This is a genomic window from Sphingopyxis sp. SE2, from assembly GCF_032227185.1.
In the GTDB taxonomy this organism is placed as follows: domain Bacteria; phylum Pseudomonadota; class Alphaproteobacteria; order Sphingomonadales; family Sphingomonadaceae; genus Sphingopyxis.
On record NZ_JAPMXW010000001.1, the window covers coordinates 32,342 to 55,207 of the forward strand.

Here is a 22,866-nt window from a genome sequence, read left to right on the forward strand (position 1 = left end):
CGGCTTACCTCGGCAGGCCGAGCAGGCGCTCGGCGATGATGTTGCGCTGGATCTCGTTCGACCCGGCGTAGATCGGGCCCGAGAGCGAGAAGATGTAACCTTCGAGCCACGCATTGAGCGCGCCGCCGTCGAGGTGGCGCAGCTCGGCCGACGCGCCCAATATCTGCATCGCGGTGCGGTGCGCGGCGCGGTCGAGTTCGGACCAGAAAATCTTGTTGAGGCTCGCCTCGGCGCCGATATGCCCGCCGGCCATGATTTTCGACGCGACAGCATAGGTGTTGTAGGCATAGGCCTGCGCGTCCATCCACGCCTGCATCACCTGCTCGCGCGCGGCGGGCGCGGCCGTCACCTCATGCTTGCGGAGCAACGCGACGAGGCGTTCGGCGGCGGCCTGGAACCGCGCGGGCGAACGCAGCATCAGCCCGCGCTCGAAGCCCGCGGTCGCCATCGCGACGTTCCACCCTTCGCCTTCGCCCGCGATGCGGTTCTCGACCGGCACGCGCACTTCGTCGAAGAACAGCTCGGCAAAGCCCGGATCGCCGTGGAGCTGGCGGATCGGGCGGCGCGTGACCCCCGGGGCGTTGAGGTCGAACAGGATGAAACTCAACCCCTTGTGCCGCTTCGACTCGGGGTCGGTGCGGAACAGGCCGAAGCCCCAGTCGGCGAAGCTCGCGCGGCTCGACCAGGTCTTCTGGCCGGTGATGACATAATGGTCGCCGTCGCGGATCGCCTTCGACGTGATCGCCGCCATGTCCGACCCGGCATTGGGCTCGGACCATGCCTGCGCCCAGATCACCTCGCCCTTCGCCATCGGGGTCAGGAAGCGCGCCTTCTGCTCGTCGGTGCCGAACTCCATGACGGTCGGGCCGAGCAGGAAGATGCCGTTCTGATTAACGCGCAGCGGCGCCCCCGCGCGATAATATTCCTCTTCGAAGATCAGCCACTGGATGAGGTCGAGCCCGCGCCCGCCGTAAGCCTCGGGCCAGGTGACCATGCCCCAGTTGCCGCTTGCGAGCCTCCGCTCCCACTCGACATGCTGGTGATAGCCGTCCTCGCGCTCGAGCGTGACGAGCGGTTCCTTCGGGACGTTCGCTTCCATCCACGCGCGCACTTCTGCGCGGAAATCCTGTTGTTCGGTTGTGTAGGCGAGGTGCATCAGAATTCGGCCGCCTTGCCCGTCTCGACGAAGGCGTCGCGCGATTTCTGGCTGTCTTCGTGCATATACATTTCGAGCGTGAAGCCTTGCTCCCAGCGATAGCCGCGATCGACGTCGCGCGCTTCGAGTCCGTTGAGCGCTTCCTTCGCGATCACCAGCGCCTTGCGCGACTTGCTCGCGATGATGGCGGCGAAGGCGCGCACTTCCTCGACGAGCTTCTCGCGCGGAACGACCTTCTCGACCGCGCCGAGCCGCCAGGCTTCCTCAACCGGGATATTGCCGCCGGTGAAGAAGGCCGCGCGCACCTTGTGGAGCGGCAGCATGCGCGAGAGGTGCGAGGCGCCGCCCATCGCGCCGCGATCGACTTCGGGTAGCGAGAAAAAGGCGTCGTCGGCGGCGATGATCGTGTCCGACGCGCCGCAGATGCCGATGCCGCCGCCGATCACGAATTTATGCACCGCGACGACGACGGGCACCTCGCAGTCGCGTACCGCCTTGAAGGTCAGATAATTGCCGCGGTTGAGCAGGGTGATGCGCTCGGGATGCGCCTGCATCTCCTTGATGTCGACGCCGCCGCAGAAACCGCGCGCGCTCTCGGCGGCGCGGATCAGCACAACGTTGACCAGGGGATTTTGCCCCGCTTCGCGGATGATCGCGGGCAGGCTGTTCCACGTCTGGCTGTCGAACGCATTGACCGGCGGGACGTCGAAAACGATCTCGGCGATGCGGTCCTTGATTTCGATATGGATCGGCATGGGTCAGGCCCCTGTTGACGAGAAAGAGGAGAAGGCGGCGATCCGCGCGCGCGCGTCGCGCTCGATATCGCCAAGCAGGTCAGCGCAACTGGGTAGGTCGCCCAAGCGCCCCGCAACGAGCCCCGTCGCCATCAAACCATGGTCGGGGTCGCCCTCGACCACCGCCTTCTGGATCAGCATCGGCGCGGAAGCCGCCATCATCGCCTGCGGCAGGGTGAGGCCGCCGTGGCTGGTCATGCCCTTCGCGGCCTTGAACAATTCGGCGAACGAGGCCCCCGTCTGGCGCTTCATCTGCAATCCGCTCTCGACCGCGCGGCGCCAGATGCCGAGGCCGGTCGAGCGTTCGATGCGGTTCAGCAGCGCATTCTTGATCATCCGCTGCGGCAGGCCGTCAACCTTGGTCGAGACGAGGATGTCGTCGGTGCCCGCACCGACATAGCGTGCCTTGGTCACGTCGGGGATCGGGCTTTCGCGCGTCATCAGGAAGCGCGTGCCCATCGCGATGCCGACCGCGCCGAACGCCAGTGCCGCCGCGAGCCCGCGGCCGTCGCCGAAGCCGCCCGCCGCGATCACCGGCACCTTCACCGCGTCGAGTACCTGCGGCAGCAGGATCGTCGAGGCGACCGAGCCGGTATGTCCGCCGCCTTCGCCGCCCTGAACGGTGACCATATCGACGCCCAGCTGCACCATCTTCTGCGCATGCTTGACCGCACCGACGGTCGGCACGCAAAGGATGCCCGCTTGCCTGAAGCGGCCGATCATCTTCGCATCGGCGCCGCGCCCGAAGCTGACCGCGCGCACCTGATCGCGGTGCTTCAGGATGATCTCGACGATCTCCGCCGCGCCGGGCTGGAACATATGGAAATTGACGCCGAAGGACTGCTTCGTGCCCGCCTTGACCGCGAGGATCGCGGCTTCGAGTTCGGCAGGCTGCATCACCGCGCCCGCGAGGAAGCCGAAGGCGCCCGCCTCGCTCGACGCGATCACCAGCCCCGGCGTCGCGATCCAGCCCATCGCGGTCTGGATCACCGGGAGCCGGCAGCCGAGGCGCTCGGTAAATATGGTGGCGAGCGGGTCGGCCATCAGCCTTCCCCCTGATCCTTCTTGGCGGCGTCCTTCTTGTTCGCCGCCGCCATCTTCTTGCCGTCGAATCCGGCGATATAGTCGCCCTTGACCAGACTGTTGTTGGCGTGGGCGAAATGATGGTAGCCGAACGCCGCGTCGATCCCGGCATTCTTGCCCGCCAGCGTCTCCATATGGTTGCACGCCTGCTTCGCGAGCTGGAGCGCGAGGCGCGGCTGGGTCGCGATCCGTTCGGCGATGCGCTTGACCTCGCCCGCCAGGTCAGCGCGCGGCACGACGCGGTTGACCATCCCGGCCTCGCGCGCGCGTTCGGCGCTCATCCGCTCGCCGAGGAACAGGAACTCCTTCGCCAGCCGGACGTTGAGTTCATGGCAATGCGCGAAATATTCGAGGCCCGGAAAGCCCATCTGCAGCACCGGGTCCTGGAAGAAGGCGTCGTCCGACGCGATGATCAGGTCGCACACCCAGGCGAGCATCAGCCCACCGGCGATGCAGCCGCCGTGGACCTGCGCGATCGTCGGCTTGGGAATGTCCCGCCACCTCTTGCACATGCCGAGATATTGTTCATGCTCGCGGGCATAGGCTTTTTCGGCGCCCGCCTTGGTCGAATGATCGTACCACATCAGCCGCCGCTCGACCGGCGAGTGAAAGTCGCGTCCCGGCGTGCCGATGTCGTGCCCGGCGCTGAAATGTTTGGCGTCCGATTTCAGCACGATGACCTTGACCGCATCGTCGTCGACGGCGCGGTAGAAGGCGTCGTCGAGCGCATAGGTCATCTGGCTGTTCTGGACATTGTGATATTGCGGGCGGTTGAGGGTCACCCACGCAATGCCGTCCGCCGCCTCGTAGAGGATCGGCGTATCGGTCTCGTAAACCGGGGTTTCCTCGACGCGCGGGACCAGCCCGTCATTCTGATCGCTCATCGGTCAGCTCCTCTTGCCCGCGGGATTGTCCTTGAGCACCCCGGCGCGCAGGCCATGCGGGTCGAGCCGCGCGATGATCGCAAGCTGCTCGGCGGTCGGGGCGGAGGTGGTCTTGATTTCGGGTGCGGCTTCGAGCGCGAAGCCGGTCGCGTCCTGCACCTGATCGAAGGTCACGCCGGGATGCAGCATGACGACGCGGATCGCATGGTCCTTGCCGCCGAAGTCCATGACGCACAGGTCGGTGACGATCAGGCGGAGATCGACGCGGCTGAAATTCACGCCCGGCGTGCGGCGCGCGGGATTATAGCCGACGCTCGACACCATATCGACCTCGCCCTCGACGAAGACGCGCTTCGAGTGGGCGGGGATGAACATCGAATTGATGTGGCAGATGCTGTTGCCCGGAAAGCCGCGCGCGCCGAGCATCTGCACCTTGGGCTGGTCGTAGGTGCCGCCGAGGTAGGAGATGTTGGTCTGCCCGAAGCGGTCGATCTGGCTCGGCGTCACCATCGCGTGACGCTTGCCGGGCCACACCGCGGCGTCGAAGAAGCGCGAGAAGGGCAGGTAGCCCGCCGCCTTGCGGTCGTCGTAACCGCGCGGGCCGAGCGGCACCGGATCCTCGACCAGATACGCTTCACCATCGGTCATCATCAGCTCGGGCGTGTGGGTCAGCTTGGCGAGCGACGCGGCGAGGCGCGGCGCGGGGCCGATGCCGGTCGCGACGAGTTCGCCATTGCCGCGCCATGCCTCGGACGCGGCAACGATAAGCTGTTCGCAGAAGGTGAAATCGGGTGCGGTTGTCATGGTATCGGCCGCCTCAAAAAATGGGAAGGGGGAGGGCGGCGACGGCGTCCTTGCCGTCGACGCGGCCTAGATAGCCCGCCTCGTCGGCGCCGATGACGTCCGCGGCATAGGCGTCCCAGCCGCCGTCCTCGCGCGCGCTCGCGGCATAGGATTTGAGGTGCTTCATGTCCCAGCCGTAGGTGGGCGGCATCGAGGTCGGATGCGCCCCGAGCGGGGCTTCGACGACGCCGTGGATGAAGCAGCGTTCGACGATATTCGCGCGCGCGTCCTCGGGGTAGCTATGGTCCATCCGGTCGACGACCTCTTCGGCCGAGACGAAGGTTCGGTCCGCGGCGCGCGCGAACCATTCGTCATAATAGGTGTCGGGGCCGAGCGCCTGGATGTTGCCGAGCTTGTCGGCGCGGTGGACGTGGAGCAGCGCGGCATCGAGCCGCAGCGCGGGCATGGCGAGCAGCACTTCGCCATCGTCATACGGCGACTGGACGGTCTTGAATCCGCCGTGCGTCATGATGTCGGTGCCGAGCCCGACGTGCGTCGGCAGGAAGGGCAGGCGGAACGCCGCCGCCTTCAGGCCCCATTGCAGCATCCCCTCGTCGAGTTCGAGGATGTCGAGCGTGCCTGCTTCACGTGCCTTGCGGAAATAGGGTTCGAGCGGGATCGCGTCCATCGACACGAAGCCGAAAACCAGCTGCTTCACCTTGCCTGCGGCGCACAGCATCCCGACCTCGGGGCCGCCATAGGCGACGATGGTCAGGTCCTTAAGATCCGAGCGCAGGATCGCGCGCACCAGCGCCATCGGCTTGCGGCGCGGTCCCCAGCCGCCGATTCCGATCGTCATCCCGCTCTTCAGCGAAGCGACGAACTGCTCGATGGTCAATTGCTTGTTCAATCCACTCTCCAGCGCTCATGCGGCGAACGCGCACGCCTCCGCCATTGCCTGAAGCGATTAGGGACTGTGGCGGCGGGTTCGATACCGCCATATGGGGGGAGACTTTCGCCGGGCCGGAGCGGAGAGGTTGGCCCAACGATGGAGGCATATATGGCGGACGGAAATCGGCGCGTGGCGCTCGTCACGGGGGGCGGCAAGGGCATCGGCCGCGCAATCGCCGAGCGCTTGCTCGCCGACGGTTTCGCGGTCGCGATCTGCGGACGCAACGCGCCCGCCGAGGCGCCTTCGCATGACGGCGCCGTCGCTGAATATGAAGCGTGCGACGTGCGCGACGCCGACGCGGTGCAGGCGATGGTTGAGCGCATCTTGGCGCGCCACGGCCGGCTCGACCTTATCGTCAACAATGCCGGCGGATCGCCCGAAGCCGATGCGGCCACCGCGTCGCCGCGCTTCTCCGAGCGTGTCCTCGCGCTTAACCTGCTGGGGCCGCTGCACGTCGCGCAGGCGGCGAACCGGTTCATGCAGCGCCAAGCCAAGGGCGGCAGCATCGTCAACATCGCGAGCGTGTCGGGAGTGCGTCCGTCGCCCGGAACCGCGGTCTATGGTGCGGCGAAGGCGGGGCTGCTCAGCCTCACCGAATCGCTCGCGATGGAATGGGGCCCCAAGGTGCGCGTCAACGCGGTCGTCGTCGGGCTCGTCGCGACCGAAGCGGCGGCCGATCATTATGGCGGCGAAGAAGGGATGAAGCGCATCGATGCGATGCTGCCGCTCGGCCGCATGGCGGGCGGCGAGGATGTCGCGGGCGTGGTGAGCTTCCTCGCATCGGCCGACGCCGCCTATGTCAGCGGCGCGCGCATCGCGGTGCACGGCGGGGGCGAGCGGCCGGTGTTTCTCACGCTCGCGCAGAATAGCTGAACCTGATGGTCCGTTTGTCCTGAGCTTGTCGAAACGCCGTTCTTTCTTTCAACAGCGAAAAGAAGAACGGTGCTTCGACAAGCTCAGCACGAACGAATTGAGGGAAGCGTTCAGCTCAGCATCTGCTGGCGCAGCCGCTCGATCGCCGCCGCATCGACCCCGAGTTCGCGGTCCAGATAGGCTTCGACGCTGCCATAATCCTTGTTGATCTGGTCGAAGGCGGCGTCGAGATAAGCGCGCTCGACTCCTAGCAGCGGCTTGGCGACATCGGGGGGGAGCGCCGTCATCGCCGCCTTCATTCCCGCGTCGGCCTGCAGCGCCTTGGCGTCGAGCATCGTGTTGCTCAGGAGATAATCCGCCATGATCGTCTCATAAGGAACGCCGAGCGCGTTCAGCACCAGCGCGACGCCAAGGCCCGTGCGGTCCTTGCCCGCGGTGCAATTGACGATCACCGCCTTGTCGGAATTCAGCAGCCGGTCGAAAAGCACCCGGTAAGACGCCGCCTGCTCCTTGGGGAAGCCGCGATAGCCCTGGATCATCACGCCGCGCATCGTTTCGGCGTCGAACGTCGCGCCCTTCGCGAACAGCGCACCCAGATTGCCGCCCGAAAGGTCGTAATCGCGCGTCCAGTAACCGACGCCCGTATCCTGCATCCACGGTGTCTTGTCGGCCTGGCGTTCGCGCGTCGAGCGCAGGTCGATGATCGACCCTACCGACAATTTGCGGATCAGCGCCTGATCCTCGGCGGTATAGCGCCCGACCGAGGCCGAGCGGTAGAGCTTGCCCCATGCCACCGCCTGGCCGTCCTTGGTGCGGTAGCCGCCGATGTCGCGGAAATTGTCGCCGCCCGATAGAGCGATCTCGCGCGCCCTTTCCGGCGCCGGTGCGGCTGGCGTAGCGACGGGTGCGCCCTGCGCCATCGTCATGGCCGGGGTCAGCAACAATAGCGCAAGAAATATCTTTTTCATCTTTGCCTCCGACAATTCGCCCGGCGCCGATCGCGGTGCCGGGCGTGTTCCTTCAGAATGTCACTCTGGCCTCGAGGCCATAGGTACGCGGTTCGTTGTAGAGTGTCGCCGTCGTCCGGCGAGGAATGCGGAAATCGAGGAGATTATAGGTCGCATTGGTCAGATTCTTGCCCCAGACCGCGACCTCCATTTCACCGCCGCCCAGTGCGATCTCGCCGAGCGACACCCGGGCGTTCAGCAGCAACGCCGTTTCCGTCTTGGTCTCCACCGTGCCGTTGGGAATATAATTCCCCGCCGTATCGAGCCCGACATGCGCGCGGAGCTGGCCGAAGGAAACGGCCGGAAAGAGATAGTCGGCCGAGAAGGACGCCGAATGCTTCGGCGTGAAGGCCGAAAACACCTCTTCGATCTCGTCGGTGAAGATATTGCGGACGGGTGTCGGCGGCGCGTCGGTATAGACATAGTTCGCCGACAGCGACAGGCCGCGCACGGGAACGAGCGTGATGTCGGCCTCGATCCCCTTGATCTTGCGCTTTTCGGGCGCGTTGACCGTTTCGGTGTTCGATATGAAGGCGGGGTTCAGGAAGTCGACCTGCTGGTTGGACAGGCGGCTCATATAGGCTGCGACGTTGACGCGCAGCCTGCGATCGAAAAGGTCCGCCTTCATCCCGGCTTCCCACGCCGTCAACTCCTCCTCGCCAAAGGTGCGCAAGATGACCGAGCGCGTGTTGGCGCCGCCGGCGCGATAGGCGCGGCTCCACTTCACATAGGCGTTGATATCCTCGCTGAAGTCATAGGCGATCGTCGCCATCGGATCGACGCGGCTCGAGTTGAAGACGAACGACAGATCCGGATCGACGCCGCGGATGAAGAGCAGGCGGCCGTCCTTGTGATCGTCGGTGTAGCGCGCGCCGGCGGTGATATGCAGTCCGCGCAGCGCCTCGGGCGACCAGGTCGCCTGACCGAACAGCGCCTTGGACCGCACGCGCACCTCCGCCGCGCGATCGGGAAGGTTGCCGGCGCCGCCGTCGGGTGAGGGCTCGGGGAAAAGATCGACCCCGGTCAACGTCGGATTGAGCGTACCCAGCGAATAGACGATCGCTTCGTCGCGGCCGTTTTCCTTGAAATAATAGCCGCCGAGAACGAATTTCAGCTCGCCCACGTCGCCGACGAGTTGTACCTCCTGGCTGAACTGGTCCTGCTTGACATTGGCGTAGCTCAGGCGGCCGAAACGACGCCCCGGGCCCCAGGTCGTGTTCGATCCTTCGTCGCCGTCCATCTGCGTCGAATCGAGGTTCCGCCAGGCCGAGATCGAGCGCAGCGTCAGCGCGTCGCTGATATCCCATTCGGCGGTGAGGCTGTGTCCCTTGGCTTCCTGCGGATTGCGGAACAGCGGAAGACCGATCCGCCCGACCTTGACCCGGCCCGTGTCGAGCTCGATGAAGGACGGTGTGGCGGCCGGCGGCTGCTCGGACGCGGTGATATAGTGATAGAGGCCCGTCGATTTGTCGCGCGACAGGTCGTAGGAATAGAGGATCGAGACATTGTCGGCGGGCTCGAGCAGTGCCGAAATCTTGAAGCCATATTTCTCGATCTCGCCATAATCGCGCGCATCGCCGCCGAGCGGGTTTTGCACCAGCCCGCCGCGACCTTCGTAAACCCCGTCGACCTTGACGCTGATGCCTGCTGCCCGCGGCAGGTTGATATGCGTTGCGAAGCTGCGCCCACGATAATTGCCGATTCCTGCCTTCAGGTCGAAGCCGAGTTCGCCGGTCGGTCGCTTCGACACGACGCTGATCGCGCCGCCGATCGTGTTGCGGCCGAACAGCGTGCCCTGCGGGCCGCGCAGCACCTCGACGCGCTCGATGTCGGCAAGCTCCATACCGAGCCCCGACACGCGGCCGAGGTAGACACTGTCGATATAGACGCCGACGGTGGGATCGCGCGTCACCTGTGTCGCATCGACGGGGACCAGCCCGCGCATGCCGATGCTGACCGCCGACACGCGCCCGACGAAGGGCGCGATGCGGATCGATGGCACCGCGCCGGTGAACAGGTCGGATAGCGAGCCGATGCCCTTCTGCTCCAGCGCTTCCGAACCGAGCGCAACCATCGAGATCGGCGTGTCCTGCAGATTCTCTTCGCGTTTCTGCGCGGTCACCACGATGTCGGCGACGCCGACGCTCTCGTCGCTAGCGCCTTCCTGCGCCGCGGCTGGCGCGGCTGCGAGGCAGGTAGCGGCCGATGCTGCGAGCGCAGCGCGTATCAGCTGTATTCCTCCGATCGACATAAATTCTCCCTCCCGTTTTCGCGCAGGTTTTTGCCCCTGCGTCGATTCACCTACTGATGAGTAGATGAATTTGTAGCCGGAGAAGGGAGATTTGCAAGCGTCATTCGAATGCGCCAAAAAGGCGCGATGCACATGACCATTCCCATGCCGGCGACGCGCAAGGAACGCGCCGACGCGACCCGCGAAGCCATCCTGTACGAAGCCGAGCGCGTGTTCGCGGCGACAGGTTTCCGGGCCGCGCGGCTGGAGGATATTGCCGACGCCGTCGGTATTCGGCGGCCCTCGCTGCTCCATCATTTCTCGACGAAGAAAATGCTCTACGATGCCGTCGAGCAGCGCATATTCGAGAATATGCACGCGGTCTGCGAGGCGCGCACGGCGGGAGTCGAGGATCCTACGGCCCGACTGCTCGCGCATCTCGACGCCTGGCTCGACTTCTTCATCGATCGTCCGTCCGCCGCCCGCATCCTTCAACGCCTCGTTGCCGATACGGCCGTTCGCGGTGATAATCCGGTGGAGTTTTCCTACGTCGCGCTCGAAGATATGGACCGGACATTGGCCTATGGGATCGCGAGGGGTGCTTTTGTCCCCCTGTCGACGATGACATTCGTCAACGGCGTTGCGGCGGGAATCCTGTTCTTTGTCTGCAACAGTCGCCAGGTTGGCGAGCAGCGGCGTTACGATCCGTCCGATCCGGCGGACAAGGCCGTCTTCCGAACCTTACTGCACAAGCTTGCGTGCACCGCCGTGCTGCCCTGACGCACGTCGCGCCTCGGAGCTAGCTGGAAGGAGCGACCGCAGCGCGGGTCAGCAGGTGGAGCAGTTCGCGGAAGCTTTCGAGTTCCTTGGGGTCGGCGGCGTCGTAGCTGCGGTTGGAGCCGAGCTGCTTGCTATTGCAGACATAGAAAAGCGAGCTCGATCCCACCGCGTTGACGACGTGCATCGGCGGTAACGGGCGAAAGTCGCCGGCGGCGACGCCTTCGTTCACCACGGTTTCGACATCGCGCAGCAGCACGTTCGAGAATTGCGTGGGGTCGCCGCCGCGCGGGGTGACGTCGGCGACGAGCCGCTGAATGATCCGGGCGGCCGACGGCCGCGCCACCAAAAAGTCGAGCCATCCGTCGAACAGCGCGAGTAGCTTGTCGATGGGTTTGTCATGCTGTGCGATGCGGCCGAGCGCTTCGCCGTGCATGGCGGCGAAGATATCCTCCTCGACCGCATCATACAGATCCTGCTTGTTGGCAAAATAATAGACGATCGAGGGGCGACGGATGCCGACCGCCGCGGCGACATCCTCGAGCCTTGCCGTGGTGAAGCCGACCTCGGCGAAAACCGTTTCGGCTGCCTCGAGAATGGCCTGGCGCGTCGCTTCGCCGCGTACGTGCCTGATGGGCTTCATATTCAATGCTCAAAAACCTTCCGTTTCCGCGCTCTCGCGCCGCGCCCCCTTGTGGCGCAATCAAATCGCGCTTGCAATCTACCTTCATGCAGGTAGAAATCTACCTACGCGAAGGTAGAATCGCGAAGCGGGGGCGAAAGCACGTCTCCGATGTTCATGGAGGGGAAGACGATGAAGAAGGTTTCCGGGCCGCAGGCGCGCCTGCTGCTGAGCACGCTCGCGATCGCCGCGGCACAGCCCGTGCTGGCCCAAACTGCCGCAACCGCGACCGACGAAAGCCAGGGCCTCGGCGAAATCGTCGTCACCGCGCAGAAGCGGGCCGAATCGCTGCAGGATACCCCGATCTCGATCGCGGCCTTCACCGCCGAAGAGCTCGAAACCAAGGCGATCACCGGGCTCACCGACCTGCGCGCCAATGTGCCCAACCTCCAGCTCACCCCGCATCCGAACAGCGCCGCGACGACGCAGATCTTCATGCGCGGCGTCGGGCTCAGCGACGACCAGATCACGCAGGACGGCGGCGTCGCGGTCTATATGGACGGCGTCTATGTCGCGCGCAGCCAGGGGCAGGCGCTCGAAGTCGCCGAACTCGAGCGCGTCGAGGTGCTGCGCGGCCCGCAGGGCACGCTCTATGGCCGCAACGCGACGGGCGGCGCGATCAACTTCATCACCAAAAAACCCGAACTTGGCGATTTCGGCTTCAAGGGACAGGTGACGCTCGGCAATTACAATAATCGCCGCTTCAAGGCCGCGGTCAACGTGCCCGTCGGCGACACGCTCGCCGCGCGCTTTTCCTATGCGAATATCCAGCAGGACGGCTTTGTGAAGAATCCCGGCACGGGGGTGAAGCGCTGGGGCGACAAGGATCGCCAGGCGATGCGCGCCGACATGCTGTGGCAGCCCACCGACGCCTTCAGCCTGCGCTATGGATATGATCGGTCGGAGATCGAGGACACGCCGATCTATGTCGTCGATTCGCCGCTTCACCCGCTGAAGGCGCAGCGTCCGAAGGCCGGCAGCCCGCTGGTCCGCGACCTGCTGCCCAACGACGTGACCTCGCAGGGACATAGTCTCATCGCCGAATGGAACGCCGCCGACGCGCTCACGGTCCGGTCGATCACCGGTTATCGCAAGCTCAGCAATTTCCAGAATCAGGATTATCTGACTGGCGTGAGCGGTCCCGATCCACTGCAGAAGAACAGCAGCCTGACGAAGCAAGACCAGTGGAGCCAGGAACTGCAACTCGTCGGCGACCTCGCCGACCGCCAAATCGAATATGTCGCCGGCGTTTATTATTTCTCCGAAGACGGCAGCAATTTTTCGAACAGCTACAGCCCGCCGAGGCGGACGCGTAGCTTCACGACGGCGACGATCGCGAATGAAAGCTGGGCCGTCTTCGGTCAGGCGACCTACAGCCCCGAATGGCTCGATCGCCGGCTCCACCTGACCGTCGGCGCGCGTCACAGCTGGGACAAGCGCGAGGCGACGCTGCGGCGCGAGACGCAGGTCAACGAAGGGCCGATCGTTCCGGTGCCGGGGTTCGGCGATGGTAGCCGCAAGTTCACCGATTTCAGCCCCAGTTTCGTGATCGCCTATGACGTCGCCGACGACGTCAACATCTACGCCAAGGCGGTGAAGGGCTATAAGGCGGGCGGCTATAATATCCGCGCGAGCTCGATTTCGCGCTTCAACGAGGGTTTCGGCTCCGAAACTTTGTGGTCTTACGAGCTTGGGCTGAAGAGCCAGTGGCTCGACGACCGCCTCCGCCTGAACGTCGCGGCCTTCCAGTCGAAGTATAAGGACATCCAGATCAACGTTCAGTCGGACCCGACCAACGTCCGGATCACCGACGTGCTCAACGCGGGCAAGGCGACGGTGAGGGGCGTCGAGGTGGACCTGACGCTCGCGCCGACGCGGGGCCTGCGCTTCGGTATCAACTATGGCTATCTCGACGCGCAATATGACGAGATTATCGACGCCGCGGGCAACGATATTTCGGCCGACTATCGCTTCACCAACGCCCCGAAGAACACGCTGGCGTTCGACGCCAACTATACGCTGTCCGACCTGCCGGTGGGGACGCTGTCGGCGAACGTCAATTATACGATGCAAAGCGACAAGTTCACCGGATCGACCATCTCTGGCGGCAAATTCATCACCGGCGATTACGGGCTGCTCAACGCGCGGCTGACGCTGGCCGAGATCCCGGGCGTCGAAGGCGTGCGCGTCGGGTTGTGGGGCCGCAACCTCACCGACACCGAATATTATATCATGCAGTTCAACATCGGCCGCCCCGGCGCGCTGTTCGGCGAAACGCGCACCTATGGCGTCGACCTGACGGTCGAGTTCTGAGCCGATGAACCGGGTCAGGATCCCCGCGATCGCGCTCGGCGCGCTCGCCCTGTCGCTGTCTGGCGCCGCGTTCGGCGCCGGACAGGGGGCGAAACATTATCGCCCCGGCGCTGCCGAAGTCGCGCGCACGCAAAAGGATTTTGGGGGCGGCGCGGGCGAGTTCCGCTTCGTCGTCATCGGCGACCGCACCGGCAAGCACCGCCCCGGCGTGTTCGAGGGCGCGATGGAGAAGGTCGAAAGGCTTCGCCCCGATTTCGTCATCAACATCGGCGACCTGATCGAAGGCAATACGGAGGATCTGGCGCAGCTCGATACCGAGTGGAAGGAGGTGGGCGCCGCGATCGACCGGCTGAGCGTTCCCTTCTTCTATGTGCCGGGCAATCACGACCTGACCAACGAGGTCCAGCGCACCGAATGGCCCAAGCGGCTGGGTGCGGACTATTACAGCTTCACCTACAAGAACGCGCTCTTCCTCGTTCTCAACACCGAGGACCCACCGCAGCCCAAGATCGCGCGGATGAAGCTGTTCGAGCAATATGGCGGCGAGGCGATGAAGACGGTGTTCGAATCGCTGCAAGGCGATCCGGCCAAGGCCGAGGCGCTGTTCGCGAGCGACCCCAAGCTTGCCGAGCTTGCCGCCAAGATCCGCGGTTCGGAAAATGTCGCGTTCAGCGTGGACCAGGTGAAAATGGTGCGCGACGCGCTCGCGAAGAACCCCAAGGTGCGCTGGACCTTCGTGCTGATGCACCGGCCGGCGTGGAAGGTCGATTCGCCCGCGTTTCGCGAGATCGAGCACATGCTGAAGGAGCGTCCGCACACCGTGTTGGCGGGGCATTTTCATAAATATGCCTATGAGGCGCGCGGGGGGACCGACTATATCCAACTCGGGACGACGGGCGGCATCCCCGGGGGCGTCGTCGACGATTCTGCCGCGGTCGATCACGTCATGTGGGTTTCGGTCGCCGAGGGCGCGCCACGTGTCAGCAATCTGAAGCTCGACGGTCTTTTTGGAAAACAGGGGCCCGCCGCGATCGTCCGTCCGGACTGATCCGCCCGATCACATCATGGAGACTGTTCCTTTATGAATTCTACCGATCTTTCGCCCGCGCTCGGCGCACCCCACACCGCCGTGATCGTCACCGGGGGGGCGTCGGGGATCGGGCTCGCCTCGGCGCGCGCGCTCGCGGCGGTCGGCCGGGCGGTCGCGCTCTGGGATATCAACTCCGGCAAGGCCGAGGGCGAAGCCGCGGCGATCGCGCAGGCGTTCGGCGTCAAGGCCGTCGGCATCGGCATCGACCTCACCGATCTCGACGCCTATCCCGCCGCGATCGCGGCCAGCCGCGATGCGCTTGGCGCGATCGGCGGGCTCGTCCACGCCGCGGGGATCGTCGACACCGCCTCGCTCGAAGGGATCACGCCCGAAAGCTGGGCGGCGGGTATCGACACGCATCTGCGCCCGCTCGCGCTGCTGACGCAGCAACTCCACGCCGATTTTGCTGCCAATCCCGGCTCGGCGATCGTCGCGATCACCTCGATCAATGCGACGCTCGGCAACGCGATGAACCCGATCTACAGCGCGGCCAAGGGCGGGATGCTGTCGCTCGTCCGCTCGCTCGCCGACCGTCTGGCGCGCGACAATATCCGGATCAATTCGCTGTCCCCCGGCCAGATCATGACGCCGATGATGAAGCCGGCGGTCGACAATCTGCCCGAAGGCTATTTCGAAAAGCGCATCTTGCTCGAACGGATCGGCGTCCCGGAGGAAATTGGCCGCGTCGTCCGCTTCCTGCTGTCGAACGAGGCGAGCTATATCACGGCCGCGGAACTCGTCGTCGATGGCGGCAATATCTCTTCACAACGCGGCTGAAGGTTGGCGAGGTTCGCGGGGCCTTGCGGGCGCCCCGGTCATTTGAGTTCGAAGAGCGTCGGCTCGTCGGGCGCGGGGGTTTCGATGACCAGCAGGCCGAGGTGCATCGCCTGCGTGATCAGGTGCGCGCGGTTGCGGGCATTGAGTTTCAGCCGCACATTTTCGATATGCCGTTCCACGGTACGCGGCGCGATATTGATCTCGAGCGCGATCTGCTTGGCCGAGCAGCCGACAGCTACCAATTCCAGTATTTGATGCTCACGAAAGGTCAAATGCGGTTCGACGTTCAAAGCATTTCGATGCACGGTGCAATCCCCTGACACCCAAGGCGTGGACACTTTGCGACCGACGAGCATCTTTTGCGCGGCAAAGCCGCCACCCACCTGCTCTGGTGAGGAGCATATCGCTTTGCGAGCTGTTTAGCAATTAACGCAAGCTAATTAAGTATATGGCGGCACTCGTTGTGCCGATACAGCTATGGTGCTGGAATCCAAATGTATATTCCCCGAAAACGCTAAGGAATTATACGTAAGTGATTCATCTAAGCCATCCTTACACACGAATTCCTAGGTCTTTCCCCGGATGGATTCGACGTCCGCAAAGGCAGATGAGACTCGCAAACGGGGTCGCCGCAAATACCAATTCCAGATTGGAGACGTGGCGTGCAAGGTCTGTCGGCAGAAGTTCATCGCGGGGCGATTCCGCAGGATGCCATCCTGAAATTTCGTAAGGGCGAAATCATATTTTCGCAGGGCGATCCCGGCGATTGCTGGTTCGAAGTCATCTCCGGCACCGTCCGGACCTGTCATTTTCACGTCGACGGTCATCGCCAGCTGACCGGCTTTTTCTATCAGGGCGACGTGTTCGGCGTCGAATATGGCGCGCGCGACGCCGCGGCCGAGGCCGTGACGAACGTGGTCCTGGCCCGCCGTCCCGCATCGAACGGCGGGCCCGACGCGCCGCGGCAGAGCCGGGCTCTCGAACGCGCGCTCGATAGCGCCAACCAGTGTATATTCCTGCTCGGCCGCCGCAACGCGAACGAACGCGTCGCGGCGTTCCTGTTGATCGCTGCGAAGCGGTTGTCGGCGATCGGCAGCGTCCCCCTGCCGATGACGCGCGGCGACATCGCCGATCACCTGGGGCTGACGATCCACACGGTCAGCCGCACCATATCGGGCTTCGTTCGCCAGGGCCTGATCGAGCTCGACGGCCCGCAATCGTGCCGGCTGCTCGATCCGCACGGACTGCGCGCCATCGCCGGCGAAGAGGCGGGGATGGCGATCGACAGGATGGGGGGAATGCGGATGCGGCCACCCTTCGCCGGGCAGGAGTTGGGAGCATGAGCATCGTGTCCGCCCCGCCCGCGCTGCGCCATTTGGGCGTGGCGGCCGCCGGCTTTTCGGCCGTCTTCATGCCCGCGCAGGCACGCGCGCATGAGGCGGCGGCGCTCGAATGCCTTTGCGAGACGCTGCCGTTACTCGACACCGCGCCGACCTGGCGCGCCGCGGCGCTGGCACCGGCAGGCGCTGCCGCGGGCGATCCCGCCGCGAGTTCCGAGAGCGAGATCGACGCGCAGCGCCGGATCATCGCCGAACAGCGCGCGCTGATCGACCGGCAGAGCGCCATGATCGCCGAGCAGGGAGAGCAGATCGCGAAGCTCCAGCAACAGATCGTGACCCAGCAGGCGCAGGTCGACCGGCTTTCCTCCTTCGCGCTCGCCGAAGCGCCGCTCGACATCTTCCGCGGCACGGGCATGGGGGGTGTCGGGGGGCAGGGCGTCGGCGCCGGACCCGCGCTTCCCGGCCCCGGCAGCGACGCGGTCGCGCTGCCCGATGCGCCGGTCGGCGAAGCGCCGCCGCCGGAAGAGCCACCCCAGCAACGCGTCGCGGCGGTTCCCGAAGGGCAGGGCGTGCTCACGCGCGCCGGCGAACTCTTTTTCGAACCCTCGTTCGAATATACGCGCTCGTCGACCAACCGCCTCGTGTTCCGCGGGATCGAGCTGATCCCCGGCATCCAGATCGGCCTGATCGAGGCGACCGACGCCGATCGCGACACGCTCGTCGGCACGGCGTCGCTGCGTTACGGGATCACCGACCGGCTCGAAGCCGAAGTGCGGCTGCCCTATTTGTATCGCAACGACCGGATCGAGGTCGTCCAGCAGCGTGACGAAGGCATCGTCCGGCAAATCGCGTTGCGCGAGGACGGATTCGGCGACGCCGAATTTTCGCTTCGCTATCAATTCAACCGGCCGGTCGGGCAAAAGCCGATTTTCGTCGGAACGCTGCGCGTCAAATCGGACACGGGCAAGGGGCCGTTCGAGATCGGCTATGACGAATTCGGCGTCGCGACGGGGCTCGCCACCGGGTCGGGATTCTGGGCGGTCCAGCCGGGCCTCAACTTCCTGATGCCGTCGGATCCCGCGGTGATCTATGGCGGCGCGGCCTACCTTTATCACATCCCGCGCGACGTGAACGAAATGGTCGGCGATGTGCTGATCGGGCGCGTCGACCCGGGCGATGCGGTGTCCGCCAACATCGGCTTCGGCTTTGCGCTCAACCCCCGCTTTTCCTTCTCGCTCGGCTATCGCCACAATTATATCTTCCCGACGAAGACCGAGATCGGCGATACGCGCCAGAAATCAAACTATCTCCACGTTGGTTCGCTCAATTTCGGCATGTCGTACCGGCTGACCCAGCGCGACGTGCTCAACCTCGGCTTCGAAATCGGGGTGACCGAGGATGCGCCCGACGTGTCGATCACGCTGCGGATGCCCTTCGGCGGCAAATAGACCTTTTCAAAGCGACCCGGAAAGAAGCCCCGCCAATGATGGCGGGGCCAGGTGAACCGTCCCTGTCGAAACGGGGGCGGGGGGTCGTTCGGAATGATCCCTAGTTTCCGAGTGCGCCGACGGTCTGGGCGCCCATCACGGCGCCGATCGAGTCGCTGAGCCGTGTCGTCGCGAGCGCATCGCGGAAGCCTTCATAGCCGCTGATGTCGAGCACGGCGTCGACCTGCTGGTTCAGCGAGACGTTGCTGGCGGTGTTGATCAGCACATTCTGGATCGCGTCGGTGCTCTGGATCAGCGCCGTCTGGCCGTTGTTCGCGAGGAACACCGTCTCGTCGCCGACGCGCATCGAGATGCCGCCGCTGGTCAATATGCCGCCCTGTATCTGCGCCGCGTCGACCGCGGTCAGCGCGGGCGAGACGAAACGTTCGATCGTCTGCCCCTCGGGCGTCCAGCTGACGATCGTGCGCAGCGCGAGCTCGTCATTCACATAGCTGCGGATGTCGGCGCCGAAGGCGATCACCATGCCCTGAAAGGCAAAGCCGCCGCGCTGCGCGGCCAGCACCTCGTCCGGTACCGTCTGCGCGCTGGCCAGCAGGTCGCCGTCCTCGGGCTCGCTTGCCGCGAGGAGCAGGGGCGCGAAGGCGAGGATGAGGATGCGTGGGGACATGGTTTTTCTCATTTCACGGTGCCGACGCGCACGTCGAGCAGGATCTGCGGCGTCAGCTGATATTGGGGGGGAAGGTGGGTGGTAAGGTCGCCGGCCGCGACGTGGAGCGATCCGTCCTTTTCGAGTGGAGCCTGCGACCAGGGCCCCCAGTCGCCGGCGAGGTTGAATTCGGGGCGTTTCTTGCCCCCTTCGACGATCGCCAGGGCGATGCCGTTCCAGTGCTTCTCGAAATCCTCGAGCGAATATTCGTTGAGGCCGAGTACCGAATCGCCGGTGAGCACACGATCACCGAGAACGCCCTTGATCACGACGAAATGCTTGAAGCCCTTTAGGTCCATCAGGACGATCGTCGGGCGCTTCACCTGCTTCAGCTGGTCGACGGTCAGGCGGAAGCCCTCGGCGCGATAGCCGCGCGAGGCGAGATAGGTCTTCATGTCGAGCATCGAGAAGCCGACCTTGCGGATCGCTTCGCGGTCGCCCTTTTCCCACATCGCGCGGAAGGGCATCGCTTCGGACGTCGGTGCGCCATAATGATAGGTGAGCAGCGTTGCGAGCGCGGCCGAACCGCAGCTGAAATCATAACGCTGGCGGATGACCGAACGAAAGGGAATGTCCCACCAGGTCATCACCTGAAGCTGGTAAGTGCCGCCGGTTTCGGGTCCGGTCAGCCGGACCTCGGCGGCGGCGGGTGCCGCGGCGAGGGCGCACAGCATGCCCGCGATCAAGGCTCGCATGGGCCGCACGGCGAATTCAATCGCCGAGATTGATGGTCAGGTTCATGCCGCTCTGGGCGCTGACCTGCGCGCCGGTGTTGATCAGCAGGTTGCCGACACCGTTGAAATTCGACAGGGCGAAATCGCTGAGCGCGACCGATCCTGCGGTATAGTCGCCGTTCAGGACATTGCCGGCGACGAGCGACTCCATCGTCTGGTTGGTGATGACGAGCGATTGGCCGCCGCGTTGCGTGTCGAGTTCGCTGTCGTTCAGCATCGGCGATTTGCGTTCGGGCCGCGCCGGAATGGCCGACGCCGCAAGGGCCTCAGCCGGGGCGGAGTGCGCCACGACGGGCAGCGCCGCATCGGGCGGAGGCAATTGGGCCGATACCGGCGCGGACAAGCCTGCCATGACCAGCAGAACCGGGACGATCGGGGGTTTCATGATGCGCTCCTCGAAAGCGATACGGGAAGAAATGGCCGGCCCGCCAGTGGGGCCGGGCCGGCCATCCGGGGGGACCGATCAGTCGCCGCCGCCGCCGCCACCACCGGCCGGAGCACTGTCGCCGAAGCTGACGGTGCCTTGCGCGGCGATGTTGGTCGCAGCCTGGGCGTTCGAGTTGATGCCCGTGTTCCAGGCAGCGTTCAGGATGCCCGCATAAGCCGCGAAGGCATTGCCGCGCACCGAGTTGTTGCCGCTGTTGTAGCCGACAGCGGTATCGGTGTCGTCCTCACCGTCCAGATCGACGAGTTCGTCCATATTCTGGTTGGTGTTGGTCGCGCTGAGCGACTGCGTCGCGACAACGAGCGTGTTGCTGTTGAACGAGCCGTTGCCATCATTGTCCTGGTCGTCGTCCGAGAAGGTGTCGGCCGCATTGTCCTGGACGAACAGGTCGATCAGGTCGTTCACAACGACGGTGTCATTGTCGCTGTTGTTGCCCGACGCACCGGTCGTGTTGGTCCCGCCGCCGAGAGTTTGTGCATAGGCGGGAGACCCCGCCATCGCGAGCGCCAGAACCGACGCTGCAAGCATGACTTTCTTCATGATCGTCTCCTTACATTGGCAAAAGGGAATTCGCTCACGCCGCGTGGCGCGATGGTGCGGACCTCCCCACAGTTGTCCGCATCCTTGCGAACAAGCGCACCATGCTCCCCGCCCGGCGCATCCGCTTTGCGAATTGGCAATGTCGGAGGTGAAGAATTACCCAGATGATAACAGTAGGAGGAATTGCGCGCGTTCGATTCCGCTCCGAATCCGCTGTTTTCAGGCGAGGCCCGCGCGCATCGCCGGGCGCCCGGCGGCATCGCGCGCCCACAATCTGACCCCCTCGTCGTCGCGCGTCAGGCAGAGGTCGAAGGGCGCGCCGTCGATCAGCGGCGCCTCGGCGCGGAAGGCGAAATGGCGGGGAGCGAGGTCGGGGGCGGAACGCAGCGCATGATCCATCAACAGCGTCGCAATCAGCGGACCGTGGACGACCAGCCCGGCATAGCCTTCGACGTCCCGCGCATAATCGCGGTCGTAATGGATGCGGTGCGCGTTGAAGGTCAGCGCCGAATAGCGGAAGAGCAGTACCGGATCGGGCGAAACGCTGCGGACCACGTCGGCGGGTTCGGCGGGTGCGACCGGGGTCGGTGCCTGCGGCGCGGGCGATGCCGGGGCGGGTTCGCGAAAGACGATATCCTGTTCCTCGCGGATCGCGGGCACGCCATTCGCCGCGATGTCGTGACGCAAGGTGACGAAGAGCAGATCGCCGCTCGCCCCGCGCTTGGGCTTGATCGCGTCGACCGTGGTGACGCAGGTCAGCGCGGCGCCGACCTTGATCGGAGCGAGGAATTCGATGCGGCTTCCCGCCCACATGCGGCGCGGAAGCGGGACGGGCGGGAGCAGACCCGCGCCGTCGCGGCGCGGGTGGCCGTCCTCGCCGATCGCCGACTGCCGGGCGTCGGGAAGGAAATAGAGCCAGTGACCGAGCGGCGGGAGAATATCCGGCACGGCGTCATGGTCGAGCAAGGCGGCGAGACCCCGCAGCGGCGCTTGGGTCGCGATATCCTCGCGCGTTTCGCTGCGGCCGACCCAGGCGGAAAAATCGTCCATCGCTCAAAAGCTTTTGGGCAAGCCAAGCGCGTGGGTCGCGACATGGCTCAGGATCAGGTTCGTGCTGATCGGCGCGACCTGATAGAGACGCGTTTCGCGAAACTTGCGCTCGATGTCATATTCCTCGGCGAAACCGAAGCCGCCGTGCGTCTGGACGCACATGTCGGCGGCGTACCAGCTGGCTTCGGATGCGAGCATCTTCGCCATATTGGCTTCGGTCCCGCAATCGGCGCCGGCGTCGAACATCTGCGCGGCCTTGTCGACCATCCCGGCGGCGGCGGCGATCTGGACCCAGGCGCGCGCGATCGGAAACTGGACTCCCTGATTCTCGCCGATCGCGCGGCCGAAGACCGACCGGTCCTTGGCATAGGCGGCCGCGCGGTCGACGAAGAAGCGGCCGTCGCCGATACATTCGGATGCGATCAGGATGCGCTCGGCGTTCATGCCCGACAATATGTAGCGGAAGCCCTTGCCCTCCTCGCCGATCAGGTTCGCGGCGGGGACTTCGAGATCGTCGAAGAAAAGCTCGGTCGTCGCATGGTTGAGCATCGTGCGGACGGGACGGACCGTCAGGCCCTTGCCAACCGCCTCGCGCATGTCGACGAGCAGCACGCTCATCCCGTCCGAAGGCTTCGCGCATTCCTCGCGCGGGGTGGTGCGGCAGAGCAGGACCATCAGATCCGAATGTTCGGCGCGGCTGATCCAGATTTTCTGGCCGTTGACGATATATTTGTCGCCGACCCGCTTTGCGAAGGTGCGGATGCGCGTCGTGTCCGTGCCCGCGGTCGGCTCGGTCACGCCGAAGGCCTGCAGGCGAAGCTCGCCGCGTGCGATCGCGGGCAGATATTCCCGCTTCTGCGCCTCCAACCCGTGCTTGAGCAGCGTGCCCATCGTGTACATCTGCGCGTGGCACGCGCCGCCGTTGCAGCCGGAGCGGTGGATTTCCTCGAGTACCGCGGTCGCGGCGCCGAGGCCGAGCCCCGATCCGCCATAGTCTTCGGGAATCAGAACCGAGAGAAAACCCGCCTCGGTCAGCGTGCGCACGAATTCGGTCGGATAGATGCGGTCGCGGTCGAGGCGCTGCCAATATTCGCCGGGAAAATCGGCACAGAGGCGGCGCACCGCCTCGCGGATTTCGGGGTGGCTCTGCGACTGGGCTTCGGACATCGGCGTTCGGCTCTCCCCTGATCGTCGGGGAGAGC

23 protein-coding genes are annotated in these 22,866 nt (G+C 64.9%); 7 read left to right on the forward strand and 16 right to left on the reverse strand.

Features of this window, described 5'->3' with window-relative positions:
* Positions 1–4 precede the first annotated feature (4 nt).
* The 6 genes from OVY29_RS00170 to OVY29_RS00195 are packed head-to-tail and all read right to left on the reverse strand — an operon-like array spanning position 5 to position 5,610.
* Positions 5–1,156, reverse strand: coding sequence for an acyl-CoA dehydrogenase family protein (locus OVY29_RS00170; protein WP_313910578.1), 1,152 nt, complete (start codon positions 1,154–1,156; stop codon positions 5–7).
* Positions 1,156–1,911 (reverse strand): enoyl-CoA hydratase family protein, encoded by a 756-nt coding sequence (locus OVY29_RS00175; RefSeq protein WP_313910579.1) that lies wholly within the window; start codon positions 1,909–1,911, stop codon positions 1,156–1,158. The genes OVY29_RS00170 and OVY29_RS00175 overlap by 1 nt, the downstream gene beginning before the upstream one ends.
* 3 nt (positions 1,912–1,914) lie before the next feature.
* Positions 1,915–2,994 carry a nitronate monooxygenase gene (locus tag OVY29_RS00180; protein ID WP_313910580.1) on the reverse strand — a complete coding sequence of 360 codons (1,080 nt, stop codon included), beginning with the start codon at positions 2,992–2,994 and terminating at the stop codon, positions 1,915–1,917.
* On the reverse strand, positions 2,994–3,917 hold the full coding sequence (locus tag OVY29_RS00185) for an enoyl-CoA hydratase (RefSeq protein WP_313910581.1): 924 nt from the start codon (positions 3,915–3,917) through the stop codon (positions 2,994–2,996). The genes OVY29_RS00180 and OVY29_RS00185 overlap by 1 nt, the downstream gene beginning before the upstream one ends.
* A 3-nt stretch (positions 3,918–3,920) precedes the next feature.
* On the reverse strand, positions 3,921–4,721 hold the full coding sequence (locus tag OVY29_RS00190) for a ketoacid CoA transferase (RefSeq protein WP_313910582.1): 801 nt from the start codon (positions 4,719–4,721) through the stop codon (positions 3,921–3,923).
* A 13-nt stretch (positions 4,722–4,734) separates the two neighbouring features.
* Positions 4,735–5,610 carry a CoA-transferase gene (locus OVY29_RS00195; RefSeq protein WP_313910583.1) on the reverse strand — a complete coding sequence of 292 codons (876 nt, stop codon included), beginning with the start codon at positions 5,608–5,610 and terminating at the stop codon, positions 4,735–4,737.
* A gap of 150 nt (positions 5,611–5,760) precedes the next feature.
* Here OVY29_RS00195 and OVY29_RS00200 point away from each other — a divergent pair, with 150 nt between their 5' ends.
* The gene (locus OVY29_RS00200) at positions 5,761–6,525 is read left to right on the forward strand and encodes an SDR family oxidoreductase (protein ID WP_313910584.1); all 765 of its coding nucleotides are present in this window, start codon (positions 5,761–5,763) and stop codon (positions 6,523–6,525) included.
* A 110-nt stretch (positions 6,526–6,635) separates the two neighbouring features.
* Here OVY29_RS00200 and OVY29_RS00205 read toward each other — a convergent pair whose 3' ends face one another.
* Together OVY29_RS00205 and OVY29_RS00210 are read right to left on the reverse strand one after the other, a co-directional pair.
* A complete protein-coding gene (locus OVY29_RS00205) occupies positions 6,636–7,493 on the reverse strand; it encodes a tyrosine-protein phosphatase (RefSeq protein WP_313910585.1) in 858 nt (285 codons plus the stop codon).
* A 52-nt stretch (positions 7,494–7,545) separates the two neighbouring features.
* On the reverse strand, positions 7,546–9,783 hold the full coding sequence (locus OVY29_RS00210; RefSeq protein ID WP_313910586.1) for a TonB-dependent receptor: 2,238 nt from the start codon (positions 9,781–9,783) through the stop codon (positions 7,546–7,548).
* 132 nt (positions 9,784–9,915) lie between these two features.
* On the opposite strand from OVY29_RS00210, the gene OVY29_RS00215 reads away from it, so the two are divergent.
* Entirely contained in the window at positions 9,916–10,542 is a 627-nt protein-coding gene (locus tag OVY29_RS00215; RefSeq protein WP_313910587.1) for a TetR/AcrR family transcriptional regulator, read from the forward strand.
* A gap of 19 nt (positions 10,543–10,561) precedes the next feature.
* On the opposite strand, the gene OVY29_RS00220 is transcribed toward OVY29_RS00215, so the two are convergent.
* Entirely contained in the window at positions 10,562–11,182 is a 621-nt protein-coding gene (locus OVY29_RS00220; protein ID WP_313910588.1) for a helix-turn-helix domain-containing protein, read from the reverse strand.
* Between the two features lie 171 nt (positions 11,183–11,353).
* Here OVY29_RS00220 and OVY29_RS00225 point away from each other — a divergent pair, with 171 nt between their 5' ends.
* The 3 genes from OVY29_RS00225 to OVY29_RS00235 are packed head-to-tail and all read left to right on the forward strand — an operon-like array spanning position 11,354 to position 15,401.
* On the forward strand, positions 11,354–13,534 hold the full coding sequence (locus tag OVY29_RS00225) for a TonB-dependent receptor (RefSeq protein ID WP_313910589.1): 2,181 nt from the start codon (positions 11,354–11,356) through the stop codon (positions 13,532–13,534).
* Positions 13,535–13,538: 4 nt separating this feature from the next.
* A complete protein-coding gene (locus OVY29_RS00230) occupies positions 13,539–14,582 on the forward strand; it encodes a metallophosphoesterase (protein ID WP_313910590.1) in 1,044 nt (347 codons plus the stop codon).
* Between the two features lie 33 nt (positions 14,583–14,615).
* Entirely contained in the window at positions 14,616–15,401 is a 786-nt protein-coding gene (locus tag OVY29_RS00235) for an SDR family oxidoreductase (protein WP_313910591.1), read from the forward strand.
* A 38-nt stretch (positions 15,402–15,439) separates the two neighbouring features.
* Here OVY29_RS00235 and OVY29_RS00240 read toward each other — a convergent pair whose 3' ends face one another.
* Positions 15,440–15,784, reverse strand: a complete 345-nt coding sequence (locus tag OVY29_RS00240; RefSeq protein WP_235211455.1) for a response regulator transcription factor — start codon at positions 15,782–15,784, stop codon at positions 15,440–15,442.
* A gap of 279 nt (positions 15,785–16,063) precedes the next feature.
* Between OVY29_RS00240 and OVY29_RS00245 the strand changes: the two genes are divergently transcribed.
* Together OVY29_RS00245 and OVY29_RS00250 are read left to right on the forward strand one after the other, a co-directional pair.
* The gene (locus tag OVY29_RS00245) at positions 16,064–16,744 is read left to right on the forward strand and encodes a helix-turn-helix domain-containing protein (protein WP_313910592.1); all 681 of its coding nucleotides are present in this window, start codon (positions 16,064–16,066) and stop codon (positions 16,742–16,744) included.
* The gene (locus OVY29_RS00250; protein ID WP_313910593.1) at positions 16,741–18,189 is read left to right on the forward strand and encodes a hypothetical protein; all 1,449 of its coding nucleotides are present in this window, start codon (positions 16,741–16,743) and stop codon (positions 18,187–18,189) included. Before OVY29_RS00245 ends, OVY29_RS00250 begins: the two co-directional genes overlap by 4 nt.
* Before the next feature lie 100 nt (positions 18,190–18,289).
* On the opposite strand, the gene OVY29_RS00255 is transcribed toward OVY29_RS00250, so the two are convergent.
* The 6 genes from OVY29_RS00255 to OVY29_RS00280 form a co-directional block, all read right to left on the reverse strand.
* The gene (locus tag OVY29_RS00255) at positions 18,290–18,856 is read right to left on the reverse strand and encodes a hypothetical protein (RefSeq protein ID WP_037554183.1); all 567 of its coding nucleotides are present in this window, start codon (positions 18,854–18,856) and stop codon (positions 18,290–18,292) included.
* A gap of 8 nt (positions 18,857–18,864) precedes the next feature.
* Positions 18,865–19,590 (reverse strand): C39 family peptidase, encoded by a 726-nt coding sequence (locus OVY29_RS00260; RefSeq protein WP_313910594.1) that lies wholly within the window; start codon positions 19,588–19,590, stop codon positions 18,865–18,867.
* 16 nt (positions 19,591–19,606) lie between these two features.
* Positions 19,607–20,014 carry a hypothetical protein gene (locus tag OVY29_RS00265; RefSeq protein WP_037554182.1) on the reverse strand — a complete coding sequence of 136 codons (408 nt, stop codon included), beginning with the start codon at positions 20,012–20,014 and terminating at the stop codon, positions 19,607–19,609.
* Between the two features lie 78 nt (positions 20,015–20,092).
* Positions 20,093–20,614 carry a hypothetical protein gene (locus OVY29_RS00270; RefSeq protein ID WP_037554180.1) on the reverse strand — a complete coding sequence of 174 codons (522 nt, stop codon included), beginning with the start codon at positions 20,612–20,614 and terminating at the stop codon, positions 20,093–20,095.
* A gap of 219 nt (positions 20,615–20,833) precedes the next feature.
* Positions 20,834–21,664: a MaoC family dehydratase N-terminal domain-containing protein gene (locus OVY29_RS00275; RefSeq protein ID WP_313910595.1), complete on the reverse strand. Its 831-nt coding sequence runs from the start codon at positions 21,662–21,664 to the stop codon at positions 20,834–20,836.
* A 3-nt stretch (positions 21,665–21,667) separates the two neighbouring features.
* Positions 21,668–22,831, reverse strand: coding sequence for an acyl-CoA dehydrogenase family protein (locus OVY29_RS00280; RefSeq protein WP_313910596.1), 1,164 nt, complete (start codon positions 22,829–22,831; stop codon positions 21,668–21,670).
* Positions 22,832–22,866: the final 35 nt, after the last annotated feature.